This is a genomic window from Pirellulales bacterium, assembly GCA_036499395.1.
Taxonomy (GTDB): Bacteria; Planctomycetota; Planctomycetia; order Pirellulales; family JACPPG01; genus JACPPG01.
In genome coordinates this window covers 59,524-78,470 of sequence record DASYDW010000031.1, presented here as the reverse complement: position 1 = coordinate 78,470, position 18,947 = coordinate 59,524, and the positions used below count along the sequence as shown (strand labels likewise).

Sequence of the window (18,947 nt, the reverse complement as noted above, 5' to 3'; positions counted from 1 at the left end):
GGCTTGATTTTCTCCCACTGCTCATCGCTGACTTCGACATCGTGTCGCTTGGCCATCGAAAGTCTCCTTTCGATCACCGTCTTAACCGAAGTCCCTACAGGGCGCAAGTTTACTTCAACACAGTTTTGAAACCGGCTCTAGACAGATATTTTCGGTGGCCATCGCTTGGGCCGCACCACGGCGCACCAGGGGCGCGAGCAACAATGCGACTAAGCCGGTGACATCGAGCTGCAAAATGCTCGTACATCCGCCGGGGCTCGGCACGACTTCGTGCGAAGCGACCATCGTCAGTCCGCCGGTGCGCGTTGCCCACGTGAAGCCGCGCCCCGGCTCAAGCGTCGTGACGGTCCATACGGCCTCTTTGAATTGCGGCTGCTTGATCCTCGCCTGGCTACCAACGCGAAACGGTCCCGTGTCCAGACGCTCGATTCGTTCCATGGTCGGCGTCCATTCGGGCCAGCGCTCGATGTCGATTGTCACAGCCCAAACCACTTCCGGCCGCGCGGGGATCACGAGGGAATGTTCGAGATGCATGTCGTGTGGTCCATCGAGATTTCGTTAACAGCGCCGTGCTCGAAGACAGCCGCGATCTTGCACGACCGATCTTTCGATTACGGTAATGATAATGGATGACTTCCAGAATTACGTTCGCCTTGCCGCCGCTGGTATAAACGCCGACAGCGTCCAGGCCCTGGGCACCTGAACTCCTTTCGGCCCTGACCAGGGTGTGCCCTCGACATCGTTGTCCGCGATCGACCTCGCCGTGGGGCGGCGTGTCCGCTAAAACCAATGTCCCGGCACACACCATTCCCCTGCGACGGGGTCCCGATGCCCGCCATCTTCGAACATCATCTGACCGTCACGCCCGAGCATATCGATCGGCTGGGGCACGTGAACAACCTGGAATATTTGCGCTGGGCGCTGGCCGCGGCGATCGCGCATTCGGCCGCGCAAGGTTGGCCCACCGAGGCGTACGAAAAGCTCGGCGCCGGCTTTGTCGTGCGGTCGCACGAGATCAAGTATTTGCAATCGGCCTTCGAGGGGGACGAAGTCGTGGTGCGCACCTGGGTGTCCGATTTCCGCCGGTTGTCGTGCATGCGACGCTACAAAATCATCCGCCGCAAGGACGACGTCGTGCTGGCCACGGCCGCCACGGAATGGGCGTTCGTCAAGTTCGCCGGCTTCTCGCTGGCCCGCATTCCGCCCGAAGTGGCCGGCGCGTTCGAGATCGTCCGAGATGTAGAGGAATCACCACGCAGCCGCAGAGGCACGGAGGAAAAGAAGTAGGCATAGAGCAGTCAGGGAATACAGAAGGCAAGGTGATGAACAGGGAACGCGTGGGGCGCTGAGTGCGATGTGATGAGCGAGGAGGGCTTTGTCGATTGGCGATTCACGCGGGGGGCAAACACACTAGCCCGAAGCGCCAGCGAGGGTCTCCTGCCCGAAGTAGGGTGCGTCCGTGACGCACCTTCTTTTGTTTATCTGCAGATTGCGCAAACTAAAAGCCAGGAATCAGGAGATGGTATGTAGAAGACACACCCTACAAGAAACTGCAGAAGCTGCCGTCTGCCGTCCGCCGACTTCTTCGTCTCTGCGCCCTCGGTGATCTCGGTTGCCAAAGTTCTTTCAGCGGGTCGCTACGCCACGGCCGGAGTCTTTACTCCCAGCAGTAAGACAGCCGCCACTAGCGCCAGACCGGCGCCGGTGCTGAAGGCGGTCAAGGCGCCGAAATCTTTGTACAGATACCCAAACAGCACGCTGGCCGGCAGCGCAGCGATGCCGATGGCGAAGTTGTACCAGCCATAGGCCAGCCCCTTGCGCTCCCCCGGCACGAGCTGCGCGACGAGCGTTTTCTCAGGCGGTTCGGTCAGCGCGTAGAAGACAGCGTACGACATGAAGAGCGCCCACGCGTGCCACGCCTCGCTGGCCAGCGCAAAGCCTAAATACACGGCAGCGTAGGCGACCCAACCGGCGACGATCAAGCGGCGCGCGCCCAAGCGCTCGACCAGCCGCCCCACGATCAAGTTGCCGGCGCTTTTGGCCACGTGAAACGTGAACCACATAATCGGCAGCAGCTCTTCGCGCACGCCGAGCTGTCCGCTGCGCGACAGCAGAAACAAATCGCTCGAGTTGCCCAGCGTGAAAGCAAATAGTGAGACGAGATACAGTCGAAAATTTCCACTGAGCGGCGCGAGCGACCACACAAAAGGTTGCGCGGCCGTGTCGCCGCGCGGCGGTTCGCGCAGACCGAAGATCAAGATCGCCACGACCACGATGCCAGGTATGATCGTCAGCAGAAACAGCGTCTGCAAATGTTCGGGCCATTGCCACAGAAACAGCGTGGCCAGCACAGGTCCGATCGCGGCCCCCAAGTGATCCATCGCGCGATGAAAGCCAAAGGCCCAACCGCGCGTCGCGGGGGGCGTGCTTTCGGCAATCACGGCGTCGCGGGCGCTCGTGCGAATTCCCTTGCCGAAGCGGTCGCCGACCCGGCAGGCCAACACTTGCCAGGGAAGCACGGCCAATCCCAACAGCGGCCGGGACGCGGCAGCCATCGCATAGCCAGTAACGATCCAACCCTTGCGCCGGCCGGTGCGGTCCGACCAACTGCCGGCGAACAGCTTCAAGATGCTCGATATTGCCTCGGCGATCCCCTCGATCACACCGATCGCCAGCGCCACTTGCTCGTAGCTGGCGGCCATGATGCCGCGCAACAAATCGGGGAGCAGCGGATAGATCATCTCGCTGGCAATGTCATTCACCAGGCTAGTCACGCCCAACAGCTTGACGTTGGCGGGCAGCTTCTGGCCTGGTGCTGGCGGCGGCGTATCGTGGTCCGTGGTATTGCTCACAAATACACAGCCTCAAGCTCGCTCAACAATGTGCCGGAGTTGCCGACCGGACGCCGATCACGGCCAGGCTGCGGCGGGCAACCTCGAACGCGGCGGCCGGATGCCCAAGCGACTTCGCCGCGGCGCGCAGCCGGGCGAGCCGGTCCGTGTCGTGCAAAAGTTCGTTGAGCTTCGCCGTCAGCGTGCAGACGTGATTCACCTTCACACCTGCACCGCTTTCAAGCAAAAAGTCGCTGTTGCGACTCTCCTGGCCGGGAATTGGATTCACGATCACCATGGGCAATCCCCGTGCCAGACACTCCGAGGTCGTCAGCCCACCCGGCTTCGTAACGACCAGATCTGCGCACGCCATTAATTGATCGATCTCGCGCGTCAGCCCCAGGATCTTCACGCGGTGACGCGCCGAGGGCTCAATCTTTTCCAGAGTTTCCTTCAATTCGGCGTTACGCCCGCAGACGACCACCACCTCGGCCGGTTTCTCCACGGCCAGCAGGCTGCGAAAAACGGCTTCGACCGGACCGACGCCGAAGCCGCCGCACAGTTGCAGCAAGATCGGCCGGTCGCCCACGAGCCCCTGCTGCGCCAGACACCGGGCTCGATCTGCAGGTTCGGCGAATACCGGATGAATCGGAATCCCCGTGACGTCGATGTCCGCGGCCGGCACACCGTAGTGCTGCAGGTGCAGCGAACCTTCGTCCGTGGCGCAGAAGTATCGATCCGTGGGCTGATTGACCCACAAACGATGCGTGTCGAAATCAGTACATACCGTGACCTGCGGTTGGTTCAGCTTGCCGCTTGTGCGCAGGGTCGAAATCAATTCGGCGGGCAGGAAGTGGGTGTTGATCACCAGGCTCCACTGTTCGTCCTGCAAGAACCGCTCGAAAGCGCGCAGGTTCAATTTCTGCACCGCCTGCCGCAATCGATCGCGCGTTCGGGGCCGCACCTCACCATCCCCTTCCAGCCAGTCATAGAAATAACCGACGAAGTGCGGAAAGTAGTTCACCAAGTCAAGGTAGGCATTGCTGTACATCCGACGAAACACGGCATTGGTAAAGTCGAGCACGTCGCGATTTTGCACCTCGATGTCGGGCGCGATTTGCTTCAGTGCCAGCTCGACCGCTTCGGCCGCGCGCAGATGACCAGCGCCGACCGACGCGGATAAGACCACGACGCGCGTTTTCATGAACGAGTCTCCTGCCCGGTGGATGTGCCACTTGCGCGAACGGCGTCAGTGTAACGGCGCCGTATAAGGGCGGAAACAGCCGCCAGAGCGCCGCGCGAGAAGAGTTGATGCCACACAGCATCTGCTATGCAGTGCCGATGCCATGCTTTTTCGCCACAAGCAAATAAGCATGTCTTACGTTCCGCATGCACTGTACGGACGAGACGGCGAACATGCTTATCGGCCGTTGGCCGATAAGCACTGCATCAATTGCAGGGAACTCAACACTGCCACTAGGCTCTTTGACGCGCGGCGCGGCGGCGATCGGTTTCCAGCAGCAGCAACTTGCGCAGGCGGATGATCGAAGGCGTTACTTCGACGAGCTCGTCGTCCTCGATGTATTCGAGCGCCTCTTCGAGCGACAAGACGCGTGGCGGCTTGAGGATGATGTTCCGATCGCTCCCCGACGCACGCATATTAGTGAGCTTCTTTTCCTTCGTCGGATTGACCGGCATGTCGCCGGTGCGGCTGTTCTCGCCGACGATCATGCCCTCGTACACTTCTTCGCCCGGAGCGATGAACATTTCGGCCCGTTCCTGCAGACCGTCGAGTCCGAAGGCCACGGCCTTGCCCGGCGACATCGATACCAGCACGCCGTTAGCCCGGCCTGGTACGTCGCCCGAGATCGCGCGATACGCCTCGAAGCGATGATGCATGACGGCCGTGCCCTGCGTGGCATTCAGCAGTCGCGTTCGCAGGCCGATCAGTCCGCGGGCCGGGATCGAGAACGTGACGTGCGACAGCTCGCCACGCGTCCCCATTTCGATCAACTGTCCGCGCCGCGCGCCAACCATCTCCATGACGGGCCCTAGGCGATCGGGCGGAACTTCTACGACCAGCGTCTCGTACGGCTCTTCGGTCTGGCCATTGCGCTGCCGGGTGATGACGCGCGGCTTACCGATCGACATTTCGAAACCTTCGCGGCGCATGGTCTCGATCAGCACCGACAGGTGCAACAGACCGCGTCCGCTGACCGCGAATGCGTCACTTCCTTCCACCTGGCGGACACGCAAAGCTACGTTGCGCTGCAGTTCTTTCGTCAGACGATCGCGCAAGTGCCGGCTGGTTAGATACCGCCCGTCACGCCCCGCCAAAGGCGAGCTGTTGACCGAGAAGATCATTTCCAGGGTCGGCTGATCGACTTCGACGCGCGGCAGCGAGTTGCGCTCGATGGGATCGCTGATCGTGTCGCCGATTTCGACCTGCTCCAGACCGACCACGGCCACGATGTCGCCGGCACCCGCTTCCTCGACTTCGACACGTCCCAGGTTGCTGAAGACATGCAAAGCCACGACCTTGCCTTGCACGACATTATCGTCGGCCTGCATCAGCGCGACTTGTTGGCCGCACCGAATATGTCCCGAGTAAATGCGCCCCACAGCGATTCGGCCGACGTACTCGGACCAGTCGAGCGTAGTGACCAACATCTGCAGCGGTGCTTCGTCGATTTCGGGACCGGGAACGTGCTCCAGCACCATGTCCAACAGCGGCTTCATCGTCCCCTCGCGCACTTGCGGATCGTGCGAGGCATAACCGTTGCGGGCGCTGGTGAAAATGTACGGAAAATCGGCCAACTCGTCGTCCGCACCTAGCTCGAGAAAAAGTTCGAACGTTTCGTCCACGACTTCGCGCGGCCGAGCGTCCGGGCGATCGACCTTGTTGATGATCACTAGCGGCTTCAAGCGAAACTCGAGCGCCTTCGACAGCACGAATCGCGTTTGCGGCATTGGCCCTTCGGCGGCGTCGACCAGCACCAGCGCACCGTCGGCCATCCGTAGTACACGTTCGACTTCACCGCCGAAGTCGGCGTGACCGGGCGTGTCGATCAGGTTAACCTTCGTTCCCTCGTAGGGAATCGCGATATTCTTGGCCAGAATCGTGATGCCACGTTCTTTTTCCAGATCGTTCGAATCGAGGATTCGTTCCCCGACCAACTGGCTGGCGCGGAACTCTCCGCTTTGACGCAGCAGGCAATCGACGAGCGTCGTCTTGCCGTGGTCGACGTGGGCGATGATGGCGATATTACGAATGTCGTTGCGTCGCATGGGTCTCGTTTGCCGGGTGTTGCCGGGGTGTAGAGCGGGGGCTGACCGGACACCGCCCTGTATGGCTGGTGAACGGCATCAAAAGGCATTCAGGCGTGCCTCAAATCGCCTCTTGGAATGTCGCCCGGCCAGGAATTTAATGGCAGTCGCCAGGCAACACGGTCAGCAACCTGCCCCGACGTCGTGTCGGCCGGCGAATCGCTGTCCTTCGGAATCGACTCGTTCCGAGTCGGCCACGCCCAGGGTGTTACTTCTGACCGAAGTCAGGCTGCCCCCAGAGGCCACGGCCGAATGTAAGAATCTTAGCAGGAAAGCTTTGCGGCGGATAGACCGACTCGTTGGACCAGGACCGCGACGCGGTTCGTTCGGCTCACGGTTCACCGATTTGGGCCATTTCCGCGGTGTCCGGAACCGCTAGCAGCCCAAGAGCTTCGAGCCCCTGGACCAGTTCCTTGGCGAGCACCGCGGCCCGCTCGGCCGAACCGCGATGTTCAAGTGCCACGGCAAACGCCACGCGCGGAGCGTCGGCCGGGACATAGCCGGCGAACCAGGCGTGATCCGCCGATCGCGGACCGGTTTCGGCCGTGCCGGTTTTGCCCGCCACCGCAACTCCCGCGTCCGAAAGGGCCGCGTAGGCCGTTCCCTCCGGGTCATCAACAACACGAGCCAGGGCCCGCCGGACGATCTCGAGCTGCTGCCGGTTGAGTCCCGCGACCACATTGCGAGCCCCATCAACCATCGATTTCACCTCGCCGCGTCGTTCGGATTCCTGTGAGACGGCCAAGTGCGGCGTGACGATCGCGCCGCCATTTGCCACCACGGCCATCAGTCGCGCGACCTGCAGCGGCGTCGCCGTCAGCCGGCTCTGCCCAATGGCAAAAGCCTGCGCGTCAGCTAGCGTCCAGGCCGGTTGATCTGCGGTCACCGGTTGTGCTTGTGGAACGTATCCGGCTGCCTCGCCCGGCAGGTCCACGCCGCTTGAGCGCCCGAAGCCGAGTCGCATGGCCATATCGGCCAGTCGCGTTGGTCCAAGATGCGACGACTGCTCGAAGAAGTAAACGTTGCAGCTGCGCGCCAGTGCGCTGGCCAAGTCGGTCTCGCCATGCCCAATGCCGTAACGGCGAAAGATCTGGCACCGCTCGCGATCCGGGCGCGATAGATAACCCTGACAATTGCAGGTCGCAAGCGGATCGAAGTCCGCGTCGGCCAGAAGCGCCAAGGCTGTGACGACCTTGAACACACTGCCCGGCGGAAGCGCCATCTTCGATACACGATCGTAAAGCGGATGGGCCGGGTCCGAGAGCAACCGCGCGATCTCGGCCGGATCGCGGCTGGCAAATACATTCGGATTGAATCGCGGCGCCGTGGCCGAGGCCAGGATCGCGCCCGAGTGCGCGTCGAGAATCACAACCGCACCGCCGGCCGCGGAATTCACAACCGCATCAGCTCGATCCGCGAGCGCCAGGGCCCGATCCAAACGCTCTTCGACCAAACACTGCAACCGTGAGTCGAGCGTCAGAACCACATCCGCGCCGGCGACGGGCTCGGCCTGGCGAATACTCGACAACCAACGTCCACCGTGATCGGTCAGTTCGACTAGCGCGCCGTCGCGACCCTGCAAATCGTTCTGATAGCCGCGCTCGATACCCAACCGGCCGACCAGACTCGTCGTGCCATTTCCATCGCGCCGCGGATTGGGCGGCGCAGTTGCCGCGGCGTAGGAGGAATTTGCCTTGGCGTCGACAACCGATTCCTCAGGCATGCCAATATGACCAATGACGTTGGCCGCCAGCGTGCCACGCGGATAATGCCGGCACGATTGCTCGACAATGCGGATGCCAGGGTATTGCTCGGGGTGGGATTCCACCTCGGCGATGACCTCGAGCGGTACGTCCGACACCAGCACGTGGTAATCAAGTTCTTCGGCCACGATGATGCGCGGTGCAACACGCGGATCGTCGGTCGCCAACAACCAGGCCGGGGCCTCGGTCAGCAGCTTATGCCAGACAGGCGCCGTCGGCGACGTGGCAGTTATTTGGGAATTTGCCGTCAGGCGCGCGAGTGCGCGCTCGTCGCGGGCGCGATTCACTGCTTCGGCGATTGTTTGCACGCGCTTGCAAATATTCGCCGCTTCGATCGTCAGGTCGTCCAGCGGTCGGCCGCAGAGGCGCGCCAGCCGATCGGTGAGCGAATCACGATATTCGCGCATCCAAAGTTGCTCGGTCGCCAGCTTCGCGGCTCGTTGCGGATCGTCGGCGCGGACGCGCGCCCGCGCTTGCCGGCGCAGCCAGCGGGCGTTCGGCGGATCTTCGAGCAATCGATAATGGACCGCCAGCGAGGCGATGCGCCGGTCGGCCGCCAGCACGACACCATCCCGCGACAGGATGCGACCCCGTGTGCCCGCCAGCGGCCGAGTCTTCTCGAGCGGTCGCGCCGCCGCTGCGCGGAAACCGGCCCCTTGCGTCAACTCTAAATGGACCACGCGCCCAAACACAACCGCGAGCGCAACGCCAAAGAAGACCAACAAGTGCCGCATGCGTGCCGACGAATCCGCCGCGGTCGCATCGGCCGATGAGGGCCGTGCTCGTGACAAATCGGTCGTACCACGAACGTTCTGGTGCATGGGGCAGTGATCTTGAAAACGGGTGATGCTGATCGGCGTTAGCGGTGCGACGCGGCCGGGCGAAGTCGACGCGACTTTCGCCTCCAGCCGACAATCATCCAGAACGGCAAGCTGATTGCGGCCGTGTAGACGCCGGTGGCTATGGCGCCAGCGACTGCGGGTCCGGCGGCGGGGACCGCTTCGCCGAAGGCAACGTTTCCGATCGCCACAAGCAGAAGCGTCGCTATCACAACAGGAGCACAAGCGAGCGACTGTTCGAGGGGCTCCAAATGCCGCAGCACGGTGCGCGCCTGCTCAACGACGAAGGCCACGAGCGCGAAACTTGCCATGCCGACACCGGCATGCCCCCCCACATTAAAATCGAACGCCAAACCAACGGCAGCCAACTGCACGACGCGCCACGGCGACGGTGCGGCGGCCACCGTGGCGAAGATTGCTACTAGAGGCAAAAACGTGGGTGCGATATGAAAAATCGTCAGCGCAGGCGCAATCGCCGCATCGGCCACGGCAGCCAGATATGTCGCCAGCAAGATTGCTACGAGTTCAATCACGATTGTTGCATTCCTGGATTATTGGTAGGCAGGACTTTCCCCGCGTTCTCTTCTTCAACGGAAAAGGGGAAGTCATTCACCACGAATAACACGAATCAAGACGGTGGACGGGGCACCGATGATTGCCGTGTCTATTATTCATGTCATTCGCTTCATTCGTGGTTGCTTTTGCCTTTTGCTAACCCCGGCGTTGCAATTTCGCCCCTCACTCTGCCCTCTCCGAGAGGGAGAGCGGTTTGATCGTCGCCGTCACTGGCTTTCAGTAGTTTCGGAGATCGCCGCGACACGTGCCGGATTCAGCGTCGAGCGGAGCACGACTAGGTGGTTGAGCTGCTCGCGCTCGTCGGCCAGTTCGACCTGGATGTCCCAATGCGGCGCGCCGTGCGCGCGATCGCATCGCACGACAGTGCCATACAAAAGTGGTTGTGTGGTAAGCCCCTGCTCGTGCGCCGTGAATACCATGTCTCCTGGTACGATGTCTTCGCCGGCGCTGATCATGCGAACGCGGCATTTGCGTTGCCCCGCCCCTTCGAGCATTCCCGTCGGACCGAATCGAGGCTTGCCATCTGTGAGCCTGACCAGTTGCACGACGTCACGGTACGACGCCTGGTCCGCGCGGCGAATGACGCAACTGTGCGGCCCGACTTCGACGACTTTGCCGTATACGCGCCGGCCGGCGAGGGCCATATCGCCGGAGACTACCTGCGAATCTCGTCCGGCGTCGATCGTGACTTCGCTTTCGACAAGCGCCAGCGCGTCGTTCCGAATGCCACTGGCGCTACCGACGGCGACGATTTCGGCGCTAGGCAGGACAGCGCACGCCCGTCGGCCTAGCACGCGGGCAAGAATACCTTCGGTCAACACCAAGGGCGGCGCAGCGGACAGATTGTCAGCGGCGGCGCGTGAGTTTTGCGCCACGGAGAGGGCCAGTGCGGTTTCCAACTCCCGTTTACGTGCGCGCAGTTTTTCCGCGGCCGCCGTAAGCGTCGTGATTTCCTCGGCCGCGGCGGCGGTGTGGCTCGCGCGCTCGACGAGTTCAACGCCACGGGCGACCAGTTGCCCTGCCAGAACGTGGCCGGGCTCGAGCATCCGGCCATACAAATGGCGCAGCGGTTCAATGGCGCGACGTGGCAATAGCGCTACGAGCAACCCGGCCAACAAAGTGGCTGCCAGGATGATGTGCGGACGAGCGAACATCGTTCGTTTGGCTGTTTGTTCAAACATCATCGTCACTCGATTGCAGCATTCGCTGCCACTCGGACAGGTCTTCCAGCAGCGTGAGCATGCCGGTAGCGACAATCGTGCGCGCTTCGGGCAGCACGCGCGCTGGCAGGCCAATTCGCTCGGCGATCAAAGCTTCGAATTGCCGCAGCAGCGCGGCCCCGCCGCAAACCGTGATACCGTTATCGACCAGATCCGCGGCCAGGTCGGGGCTGCAGCCGTCGAGCGTGGTCTTGATGGCGTCGAGAATGTCATCCAACGGCGCGGTCAGCGCCTCGCGCAGCTCGACGCTCGTCAGTCCGGCCCGGCGGGGCAAACCGGTCGTGGCGTCGACGCCGCGCACTTCGGTCGAAAGCTCTTTAGCCAGTGGCGCGGCGCTACCAATGTCGATGCGCAACTGCTCGGCCGTGGCCAGGCCGATGCGCAAATTATGCCGCCGGCGCAGGTAATCGATGATCGCCTGATCCATGCGATCGCCACCGACGCGAACCGATGTCGAGGCCACGACGTCCCCCAAGCTCAGCACGGCCACCTCGGTCGTTCCACCGCCGATGTCGCAGATCATGCTGGCAACAGGTTCGGTGATCGGCAGTCCTGCGCCGACCGCGGCCGCGATCGCTTCGCTGACCAGGAACACCTGCCGGGCGCCGGCACGATGGGCGCTGTTGTAGACGGCGCGCTTTTCGACGGGAGTGATCGAGCCCGGCACCGCGACCAGCACCCGCGGTCCGCGCGACCAGGCGCCGCGCTGCGCTTTGCGAAAGAAATAGCGGAGCATCGCTTCGCACAGTTCGAAGTCGGTAATCACGCCGGCCGAGAGAGGCCTGACCACGTTGATCGATCCCGGCGTGCGACCCAGCATCTGCTTGGCCAGATGGCCGACAGCCCGCCCTCCGGCGACGACGCGCGTGGTTCCTTCCTCAACGGCCACGACCGAGGGCTCGTCGAGAACTACGCCTTCGCCCGCTACGCCGACGAGCGTATTTGCCGTGCCGAGATCAATAGCCAGGTCGGAACCTAGCAAGCCGAAGAATCGCTCAAGCATCCTTGCCTGTCGTCTTTCGAGAGTCGTCGTTTCGATCGGTTAAACGTCCGCAGTCCGTTGCGTCGTCGAGAACCGGGCGAACTGCACTTTTGCAGCAACCGCGGCGGTTCAGCTACACCCGTTGCGCTGTCCTGTTATGCACCAATTCCGCGGGCGCCTGCCCGGCCGGGGTGTTCATCGAGAGCCGTACGCTGGCCGCCTTGTAATCCCAACCATAGCGCCCCAGTTCGAGCACCAGGCAGATGATGGCGATTAGGATCGCCGTCAACGACAAGCCCAGCAGCACGGTGTAGATATCGGGTCGAGGCTTGGCAACGGGAATGCCCGCCCCGCGATCAGTTGAACCGAGTTGCGACATGATCGTCCTTCTCGATGGGGCCCTTGCGAAACTGCGGCAGAATCTTGGCGACAGCGCGATCGGGCTGAGTCGTAGAGACTTCGATACGGCCCAGGTAGCGCGAGCCGCGGAAGACTTCCAGCGTATGGCCGCGCTCGAGCCCGTCATCCGAGCCGAGCGAGATTTCGACGTATCCGTCCTTATTCGCCGCCACCACCAGTCCGTCGAGCGTCGGCTTGACGGCCTCGGGCGGAAGGGTGAGATCGACCTTCAAGCGGCGCGCCGTGGCTTCGTAACGTGTGACCTGATCGGCCAGCGTCATGGTCTGCGTTTGTAGGCGCTTCAACTCGCCCTGCGATTGGTTGAAATCGTCCGTCAGCTTGACGAAGTTCTTGAACTGGTCGTCTCGCTCGGTTTGCGCGTTGCGAATGTCGCTGCGCAGCGTTTCCATCTCTTTACGCATCGCGGCCAACGTCTGCTGCGTGCTTTCCATCGCGGCCACGGCGTCGCGGGCGGTCTGAACCAGTTTGGCGTGATCGTTCACCAATGCCTCGTGCTCGGTGCGCAATTCCTTGGCCTCGGTCTCGAGCTGCGCCAAGCGGGACTGTCGCGCCGCGAGTTCGGTCTTGGTGCGCTCTTCGACGGCGGCCTTCTCAGCAGCCAGACGATCGCGCTCGGCACGCGCTTCGTCACGCTGAATGCGCAAACCCACGGGCAGCCCGCCAATCGCGTCCTTTTTCTGACGGTTGACGGTCTGTTCCCAGTTCTGGTGCGTGGCATAAACGGCCACGGCGAAGCCCATGAACACGAAGCTCATCAGTAGGATGAGCACAACGAAGATTTTCCCGACGAGGTTCATCGATGCAGCCTCTAACCCTGCGCGGCCGACGTACGAGACGAAATCGCGACGTAAAAGTCCATCATGTTCTCGGCCGGCGCGAAAGTCGAGCCGGGAACCGAACAACTGTGCAGACAAAGAGATAGGACGTACGGGCGACTAGATTTTCATAATAGCTGGGGGAAAACGACCGCGTCAATTACGGTTTGCGGAAAATCGGGCAAATGGGGCGTCTAGAGGGACTGGCGGGCCCGAGAATCCTGCTAACCCCACCTAGGCCGCGGGCCGTTTTTCACCGCGGTGTGCCCGGTGGCGCCAACCACCGACGCCGGCCATGACCACGGCGAATACCAGGCACAAGGCTGCGCCCCAATCGCCGCCGCGGACGTACGGGCTTTTTCGGTCGTCGAGCGGTACGTCGTAGACCACAACCCCCGTTTCGCGGCGCGGCCCCTGGGCCAGGATCTGCCCATCGGCATCGATCACGGCCGAGAAGCCGGTATTAGCCGCGATCGCCAGCGGCTTGCGGCATTCCACAGCACGAAAGACCCCGCACATCAGGTGTAAATCCAGCTCGCTCGAACCCCAGAACCAGCCGTCGTTGGAAAGATTCACCAGCAAATCCGGCTCGACATCTTCATCTTGCAATTGCGCGACTTGGCCGCGAATGAAGTGGGGCAACAGTGTCTCGAAGCAAATGTTCGGCGCGACGCGCACTCCATCGATCGACAACGACTTCGGAGCCGCTCCCGGATCAAGCCCGTCGGCCAGCGGCGTCAGCCGATACAGCCACGGCCAGTAACTAGCAAACGGAACGTACTCGCCGAACATGACGGGACGCATCTTGTCGTACTGGTCTTGCACTTCGCCTTTGGCATCGACGAGCACGGCCGAATTGTAGCGCTCGACCTTTCCCGCGCCATAGACCAGCGTGTCCATGCCCAGGAGCATCGGGACTTTATACCGGTCGGCCATGTGGGCGAACGCGAGCGCCAGATCATCGATGGCGCTTTGCAGGTCGTCTTTCGTCCAGTCCACTCCCTCGGGGGCATGGACGTCGGGCGTGTACTTGCGCAACGGCTCGCGAAACATCGTCTCGGGCCAGATGATCAGGTCCAGATCTTTGTGCTCGCGCACGGCACGGTCGGTCAAGGCCAAGTATTGCTCGTGAATCTTCTGAACCTGGGCCGGGTCGGTCTTCATCTCAGTATCGATCGAACCTTGAATCAGCGCGACTTTCAATCCAGGGCGATGATATTCGCCTGACATGCGGAAATGTCCGTAGGTGAGCACCGCCGCGAGTAGGGCCAACGCCGGCGCAACAGGCCAGAGGGCGCGGCGCACGCCATCGATCGGCAGCATGCGCGCCACGCACGCGGCCACGAGCATGATTAAGAAGCTGACTCCGTAGCTGCCGGCCAGATCGCTGATCTGGATCAACGTGATCCAGCGATACTGGCTGTGGGCAGGCGTCGCGATATTGATGCCCGTCAAAAGATGTGATTGCGCCAGCTCGAGCCCGGCCCAAATCGCCGGCGCGGCAATGATCGAGGAGATGCGCAGCTCGTGCAGCGTCACGCGCGACAGCCCGATAAACACCGGCAAATAACAGCCAAGGTAGCCGGAAAGTGCTAGCCAGCCCAAACTCGTGGCCGGATGAGGCAAACGCAACCAGTGCAAAGCTCCTAACCAGTAGGCACAGCCCGCGAACCACAACGCAATGTAGGGACGACGTCCCGAAAGCTCGCGTCGGCGCACCAAGACGAGCCAAGGGACGGGCGCCACCCAAGCCAGCGGCCACCAGCCGACCGGCGGCAGGGCCATCCACAAGAGCAAGGTGCCGAGCAGCCCCAGGCCCAGTGTGGCAAAGCGGCCTGACGCGGAAACGCTTTGCTGCGCATCGCCCGGCGCACTGCGCGGACGGGACGCGTGCTTGGCCGCACCGGCACCACGAACATCGTCGTTACGCGACTTTACGCCAGGCATCGTCGAGAAGCTCACAGAATCACAACGAACGTTTGCTAGCTAATGCTCACTAGCCCGCAGCGCGAGCACCGCCGTTTCCAGACTACGACAGGCGGGCAATCTTGCCCAGGTCAGCTTCGCGCGGGGCACCAATAGATATCGCCACGAGAATGTCTAGATCTCGTCCAGCAGGTGAACGTCGACTATTTCGCCGGCTTCGTATAGATGTTCGCCAGCCCCCAGTGAGATCAGGGCGTTGGCCGCGACCAGACCGCGCAAATCGGCCGAACCACGCCACGCAACCGGCGCGACGCGGGCGGCGCCATCATCGCCGACGCGATAGATCGCCGGCAAAAACGTGTGGCGGTCGCCACGCTGCTGATAGTCGACTTCGAGTCGGGCGCGCACCTGAAAGCGGCCACCGTCATTGCGCCCGCTCAGCCGCGCAATCACGGGCCGAACGAACAACTCGCAGCATACGAAGCTGCTGACCGGATTGCCCGGCAAGCCGAAAACAAGCGTGGAACGTTCGCCGCGTCGCGCGACGCCGAACCATAGCGGCTTGCCTGGTTTCAAATTCAACTTGTGAAATACCTGCTCGACGCCAAGCTCCGCCAGCACGCGCGGCACCAGGTCCAACACACCGGCCGAGACGCCTCCGGAGAGGATCAACACGTCGGATTCCAAACCGCGTGCGATCTTTTGCCGTAAGTCTTCTTCCGCGTCGCGCGCGATCGGCAGCAAGATTGGCTCGCCGCCAGCGGCGCGGGCAGCGGCCGTAAGCAGCATGCCGTTTGAGTTGCGGATTTGCCCGGGCGCGGGAATGTCCGCGGGTTCGACCAGTTCATTGCCCGTCGGCAGGATGGCAACCGTGAGTTGCGACGCGACCTGTACCGAGGACCGCCCCACCTCGGCCAGCAGGCCGATCTCGATCGACCGTAGCCGCGTGCCGCGTTGCAAGACGACGTCGCCAGCGCGCATCGAGGTGCCGCGGCGCATGACATTTCGTCCGGCGCGCACGTCACGGTCACGAATCACGACTCGCCCCAAATGCGACGAATCATGCACTTGATGTTCGGTGCGCTCAACCATGACCACGGCGTCGGCGCCTTCGGGAATCGGCGCGCCGGTCATGATCCGCGTGGCGCTACCACGCTCGACAGGAACATTCGGCACGTCGCCGGCCACGACCTCTTCGAGGATCACAAGACATGCTTCGCCCTGGCGCAAATCATCGGCCACGATCGCGTAACCGTCGACGATCGATTTGTCGTGCGGCGGCGAATCGATGTCACTGGCGACGTCTTCGGCCAGCACACAACCATGAGCATCGACCAGTGGCACCGCGCGTGCCGGCAACGGCACAGCTTGCGCCAGAACCAACGCCAGCGCTTCGTCGACAGTGAGCATAAGCGTTTATTTGCCGCGGACCGCAGCCGTCGGCCGGCGGAGGGCCAGAAAAGCGCGCAACATGTCGCTGCCGCGCGGCGTGAGAAAACTTTCGGGATGAAATTGCAGACCATGCAGCGGGTAGTCGCGGTGGCGAATACCCATGATCTCTTTCTCTCCATCCGGCCCATCGCACCAGGCGCACATTTCAAAGTCATCCGACAGCGTGCCGGGCCGAATCACGAGGCTGTGATAGCGCGTGGCCTGAAACGGATTCTCCAGGCCGGCGAACAGCCCCCGGTTATCGTGATACACCAGGTCGGTCTTGCCGTGCATCAGTCGGCGGGCGCGTACGATCTCGGCACCGAAGGCCTGGCCAATCGATTGATGTCCCAGGCAGACTCCCAGCGTGGGGATTTCCGAGGCAAAGCGCTCGATGCAGGCGACCGAGATGCCGGCTTCGCTTGGCGTGCAGGGACCGGGCGAGACGATTAAGTGCGAAGGAGCCAGAGCCGCGATCTCGTCGAGCGTGATCTGATCGTTGCGCCGCACCTCAATCGCCAGCGAAGCGTCGATCTCGCCCAAACGCTGCACGAGGTTGTAGGTGAACGAATCGTAGTTATCGATTAACAGGATCATGCGTTTTGAGTGCGCAAGCGGCGGGCGGCTGCAAAAAATTGGGACTTCGGTGAGCAACCAGTGCAGGTGGGACGGGTCTCGGCACTGCGCCCACGCCCTGCCACTCCCAATGGGAGAGGGGTTTTGCGGTATAGGTTCAGTTTACCACAGGAATGGGGTCCGGTGAGCGCGGCTTTGTGGTGCGTCGACGCTCGTGCAGGCTCGGTGCGCGCACTCCGGCTTGCAGATTTGTCATCGTCCTCGACCTGCCGCCGGTTTGACAGGTTGGACCGCGTGCTGCATCCTAGCGCTGGGGCTAAAGATCTCGAACGACGATCCTACGGAGCGAGAGCCGCGTCATGCCGCACAGTTCGAGGTCTCCGTTCTTCCGCCCGTTCGCGCTCGCGATCATGCTGGCTCTGCCACTGGCCGCGCAGGCCGAAGAAGTGGTCGAAGCCGCCGCCGCGGCCAGTGAACGTGCCCGGCCGGCGCTCGATTATTGGTCGATGCTGTTCGTCTTCGTGCTCGCAACGTTCGTCGGCCTGGGGGTGATCCGCCGCGTTTCGCGGCTGCTCTACACGCCGCTCATGTCGTTGACCAACGCCATCTCCGCGATCGCAGTCGTAGGCTCGATCATCGTGACCGGCTCGGACTATCCCGCGCCGATTCGCCTGCTGGGGGCCGTGGCGCTGTTCGCCTCGATGACGAACATCGTCAGCGGGTTTTTGATCACGGACCGCATGCTGAAAATGTTCAAGCAGAGCCAACCCGGCGGCAAGTCCCCATGATTCATTCCGCGGTCCAGCTTGCCTATGTCGTCGCGACAGCGCTGTTCGTACTGTCGCTGCATGGGATGAACGATCCGAAGACCGCCCGCCGCGGTGTGTCGATGGGGATCTACGGCATGGTGCTGGCCGTGGTGGCGACGTGGATCGAAGTGGCGGCCGCCTACGGCGCGCTCGAGCATCAGTTATGGATCCTCGGCGCCATCGGCGCCGGCTTTGCCGTCGGCATTCCCTTGTCGCGCGTTCCCCTGACCGCGGTGCCGCAACGCACGGCGCTGTCGCACGCCTTTGGTGGCCTGGCAACCGGATTGGTGGGCACGGCCGAATACTTCGTCATGCGCGGCGAAGGGCTGGAACGCATGACGTCGTTTCGCATGGCGGCGCTCGCGGCCGAAGTGATTCTCGGCTTCATCACATTCACCGGCAGCTTGATGGCAGCTGGCAAGCTGCAAGAGTTGAAGTGGATTCCGCAGCGGCCGATCACTTACCCGTTCCAGAACTTCGGCAATATCGGCGTGCTGCTGTTGGCCGGCGGTCTGGGGCTGGCGCTCGTGCTCTTTCCAGGCGAGGCGTGGTCGACCGCCGCTTTTTTGGCGATCGTCGTGCTGTCGCTGGCGTTCGGCGTGCTGTTGATCATTCCGATCGGCGGTGCCGACATGCCGACTGTGATTTCGATTTTGAATTCCTACGCCGGGCTGTCGGCCGTCGCGATGGGCTTCGTGCTCGATAACAAGTTGCTGATCACGGCCGGCGCTCTCGACGGCTCGAGCGGCCTGATCTTGTCGATCATCATGTGCCGGGCGATGAACCGTTCGTTCTTTAACGTCTTGTTCGGCGCCTTCGGCCAGGTGCAAACCACCACGGCCACCGGAGAGCAGCAGGCATACAAGAGCGAAACCATCGAGGGCGCGGCGCAGATTCTGGAAATGGCGCGCAACGTCGTGATCGTGCCCGGCTATGGAATGGCGGTTGCCCAGGCGCATCACAAAGTGCGCGAGCTGTACGACTTTCTGAAAAAGCAGGGAGCCACGGTGAAGTTTGCCATTCACCCCGTGGCCGGTCGCATGCCGGGGCACATGAACGTGCTGCTGGCCGAGGCCGAGATCCCGTACAACGACCTGGCCGAAATGGACGAAGTGAATGCCGAGATGCCGCAGGTCGACGTGGCGCTAGTGATCGGGGCCAACGATATCGTGAACCCCGCCGCCCGCCACGACAAGAAAAGCCCGATCTACGGCATGCCCATCATCGAGGCCGACAAAGCGCGTACGGTATTCGCGATCAAGCGCAGTAAGAACCCCGGCTTCGCCGGCATCGACAACGAGCTGTATTACGGCGAAGCGACGTGGATGCTCTTCGGCGACGCCAAAAGCGTGGTCGGGGACCTGGTCAAGGCACTGGCCGGCGATACGGGCATGCACTAGCGGCCACCGGCGCCGCTTCCGGACAGCATGCA

Annotated in this window: 16 protein-coding genes; 3 read left to right on the top strand and 13 right to left on the bottom strand. The window is 62.4% G+C overall.

Features of this window, described 5'->3' with window-relative positions:
* Positions 1 to 114: 114 nt before the first annotated feature.
* Positions 115 to 534, bottom strand: a complete 420-nt coding sequence (locus VGN12_06410; GenBank protein HEY4309067.1) for an SRPBCC family protein — start codon at positions 532 to 534, stop codon at positions 115 to 117.
* Positions 535 to 828: 294 nt separating this feature from the next.
* On the opposite strand from VGN12_06410, the gene VGN12_06405 reads away from it, so the two are divergent.
* A complete protein-coding gene (locus VGN12_06405; protein ID HEY4309066.1) occupies positions 829 to 1,287 on the top strand; it encodes an acyl-CoA thioesterase in 459 nt (152 codons plus the stop codon).
* Positions 1,288 to 1,637: 350 nt separating this feature from the next.
* Here the strand turns inward: VGN12_06405 and VGN12_06400 are convergent, their stop codons facing one another.
* The 12 genes from VGN12_06400 to VGN12_06345 all read right to left on the bottom strand — a co-directional run bounded on the left by VGN12_06400 (position 1,638) and on the right by VGN12_06345 (position 16,727).
* Entirely contained in the window at positions 1,638 to 2,852 is a 1,215-nt protein-coding gene (locus VGN12_06400) for an MFS transporter (GenBank protein HEY4309065.1), read from the bottom strand.
* A gap of 22 nt (positions 2,853 to 2,874) precedes the next feature.
* Positions 2,875 to 4,035, bottom strand: coding sequence for a glycosyltransferase (locus VGN12_06395; protein HEY4309064.1), 1,161 nt, complete (start codon positions 4,033 to 4,035; stop codon positions 2,875 to 2,877).
* 272 nt (positions 4,036 to 4,307) lie between these two features.
* Positions 4,308 to 6,119 carry a translational GTPase TypA gene (gene typA / locus VGN12_06390; GenBank protein HEY4309063.1) on the bottom strand — a complete coding sequence of 604 codons (1,812 nt, stop codon included), beginning with the start codon at positions 6,117 to 6,119 and terminating at the stop codon, positions 4,308 to 4,310.
* 370 nt (positions 6,120 to 6,489) lie between these two features.
* Complete coding sequence (locus VGN12_06385) at positions 6,490 to 8,742, bottom strand: penicillin-binding transpeptidase domain-containing protein (protein HEY4309062.1); 2,253 nt, start codon at positions 8,740 to 8,742, stop codon at positions 6,490 to 6,492.
* Between the two features lie 38 nt (positions 8,743 to 8,780).
* The gene (mreD, locus tag VGN12_06380) at positions 8,781 to 9,293 is read right to left on the bottom strand and encodes a rod shape-determining protein MreD (protein ID HEY4309061.1); all 513 of its coding nucleotides are present in this window, start codon (positions 9,291 to 9,293) and stop codon (positions 8,781 to 8,783) included.
* Positions 9,294 to 9,542: 249 nt separating this feature from the next.
* Complete coding sequence (locus tag VGN12_06375; protein ID HEY4309060.1) at positions 9,543 to 10,520, bottom strand: rod shape-determining protein MreC; 978 nt, start codon at positions 10,518 to 10,520, stop codon at positions 9,543 to 9,545.
* Positions 10,510 to 11,559, bottom strand: a complete 1,050-nt coding sequence (locus VGN12_06370; GenBank protein ID HEY4309059.1) for a rod shape-determining protein — start codon at positions 11,557 to 11,559, stop codon at positions 10,510 to 10,512. Before VGN12_06370 ends, VGN12_06375 begins: the two co-directional genes overlap by 11 nt.
* 112 nt (positions 11,560 to 11,671) lie before the next feature.
* On the bottom strand, positions 11,672 to 11,917 hold the full coding sequence (locus VGN12_06365) for a hypothetical protein (GenBank protein ID HEY4309058.1): 246 nt from the start codon (positions 11,915 to 11,917) through the stop codon (positions 11,672 to 11,674).
* The gene (locus VGN12_06360) at positions 11,895 to 12,755 is read right to left on the bottom strand and encodes a hypothetical protein (protein ID HEY4309057.1); all 861 of its coding nucleotides are present in this window, start codon (positions 12,753 to 12,755) and stop codon (positions 11,895 to 11,897) included. The genes VGN12_06365 and VGN12_06360 overlap by 23 nt, the downstream gene beginning before the upstream one ends.
* 252 nt (positions 12,756 to 13,007) lie before the next feature.
* Entirely contained in the window at positions 13,008 to 14,720 is a 1,713-nt protein-coding gene (lnt, locus tag VGN12_06355) for an apolipoprotein N-acyltransferase (protein HEY4309056.1), read from the bottom strand.
* A 153-nt stretch (positions 14,721 to 14,873) separates the two neighbouring features.
* Positions 14,874 to 16,109, bottom strand: coding sequence for a gephyrin-like molybdotransferase Glp (gene glp, locus VGN12_06350; GenBank protein ID HEY4309055.1), 1,236 nt, complete (start codon positions 16,107 to 16,109; stop codon positions 14,874 to 14,876).
* A gap of 6 nt (positions 16,110 to 16,115) precedes the next feature.
* Entirely contained in the window at positions 16,116 to 16,727 is a 612-nt protein-coding gene (locus VGN12_06345) for an aminodeoxychorismate/anthranilate synthase component II (GenBank protein HEY4309054.1), read from the bottom strand.
* Between the two features lie 338 nt (positions 16,728 to 17,065).
* On the opposite strand from VGN12_06345, the gene VGN12_06340 reads away from it, so the two are divergent.
* Positions 17,066 to 17,494: an NAD(P) transhydrogenase subunit alpha gene (locus VGN12_06340; GenBank protein ID HEY4309053.1), complete on the top strand. Its 429-nt coding sequence runs from the start codon at positions 17,066 to 17,068 to the stop codon at positions 17,492 to 17,494.
* Positions 17,491 to 18,915 (top strand): NAD(P)(+) transhydrogenase (Re/Si-specific) subunit beta, encoded by a 1,425-nt coding sequence (locus tag VGN12_06335; protein ID HEY4309052.1) that lies wholly within the window; start codon positions 17,491 to 17,493, stop codon positions 18,913 to 18,915. Before VGN12_06340 ends, VGN12_06335 begins: the two co-directional genes overlap by 4 nt.
* Positions 18,916 to 18,947 lie beyond the last annotated feature (32 nt).

Bases quoted from the DNA above. Each gene is read 5' to 3' on its own strand.
- VGN12_06410 (HEY4309067.1), bottom strand. From the start codon at position 534: ATGCATCTCGAACATTCCCTCGTGATCCCCGCGCGGCCGGAAGTGGTT.
- VGN12_06405 (HEY4309066.1), top strand. From the start codon at position 829: ATGCCCGCCATCTTCGAACATCATCTGACCGTCACGCCCGAGCATATC.
- VGN12_06395 (HEY4309064.1), bottom strand. From the start codon at position 4,035: ATGAAAACGCGCGTCGTGGTCTTATCCGCGTCGGTCGGCGCTGGTCAT.
- typA (HEY4309063.1), bottom strand. From the start codon at position 6,119: ATGCGACGCAACGACATTCGTAATATCGCCATCATCGCCCACGTCGAC.
- VGN12_06385 (HEY4309062.1), bottom strand. From the start codon at position 8,742: ATGCACCAGAACGTTCGTGGTACGACCGATTTGTCACGAGCACGGCCC.
- VGN12_06375 (HEY4309060.1), bottom strand. From the start codon at position 10,520: ATGATGTTTGAACAAACAGCCAAACGAACGATGTTCGCTCGTCCGCAC.
- VGN12_06370 (HEY4309059.1), bottom strand. From the start codon at position 11,559: ATGCTTGAGCGATTCTTCGGCTTGCTAGGTTCCGACCTGGCTATTGAT.
- VGN12_06365 (HEY4309058.1), bottom strand. From the start codon at position 11,917: ATGTCGCAACTCGGTTCAACTGATCGCGGGGCGGGCATTCCCGTTGCC.
- VGN12_06360 (HEY4309057.1), bottom strand. From the start codon at position 12,755: ATGAACCTCGTCGGGAAAATCTTCGTTGTGCTCATCCTACTGATGAGC.
- lnt (HEY4309056.1), bottom strand. From the start codon at position 14,720: ATGCCTGGCGTAAAGTCGCGTAACGACGATGTTCGTGGTGCCGGTGCG.
- glp (HEY4309055.1), bottom strand. From the start codon at position 16,109: ATGCTCACTGTCGACGAAGCGCTGGCGTTGGTTCTGGCGCAAGCTGTG.
- VGN12_06345 (HEY4309054.1), bottom strand. From the start codon at position 16,727: ATGATCCTGTTAATCGATAACTACGATTCGTTCACCTACAACCTCGTG.
- VGN12_06340 (HEY4309053.1), top strand. From the start codon at position 17,066: ATGCCGCACAGTTCGAGGTCTCCGTTCTTCCGCCCGTTCGCGCTCGCG.
- VGN12_06335 (HEY4309052.1), top strand. From the start codon at position 17,491: ATGATTCATTCCGCGGTCCAGCTTGCCTATGTCGTCGCGACAGCGCTG.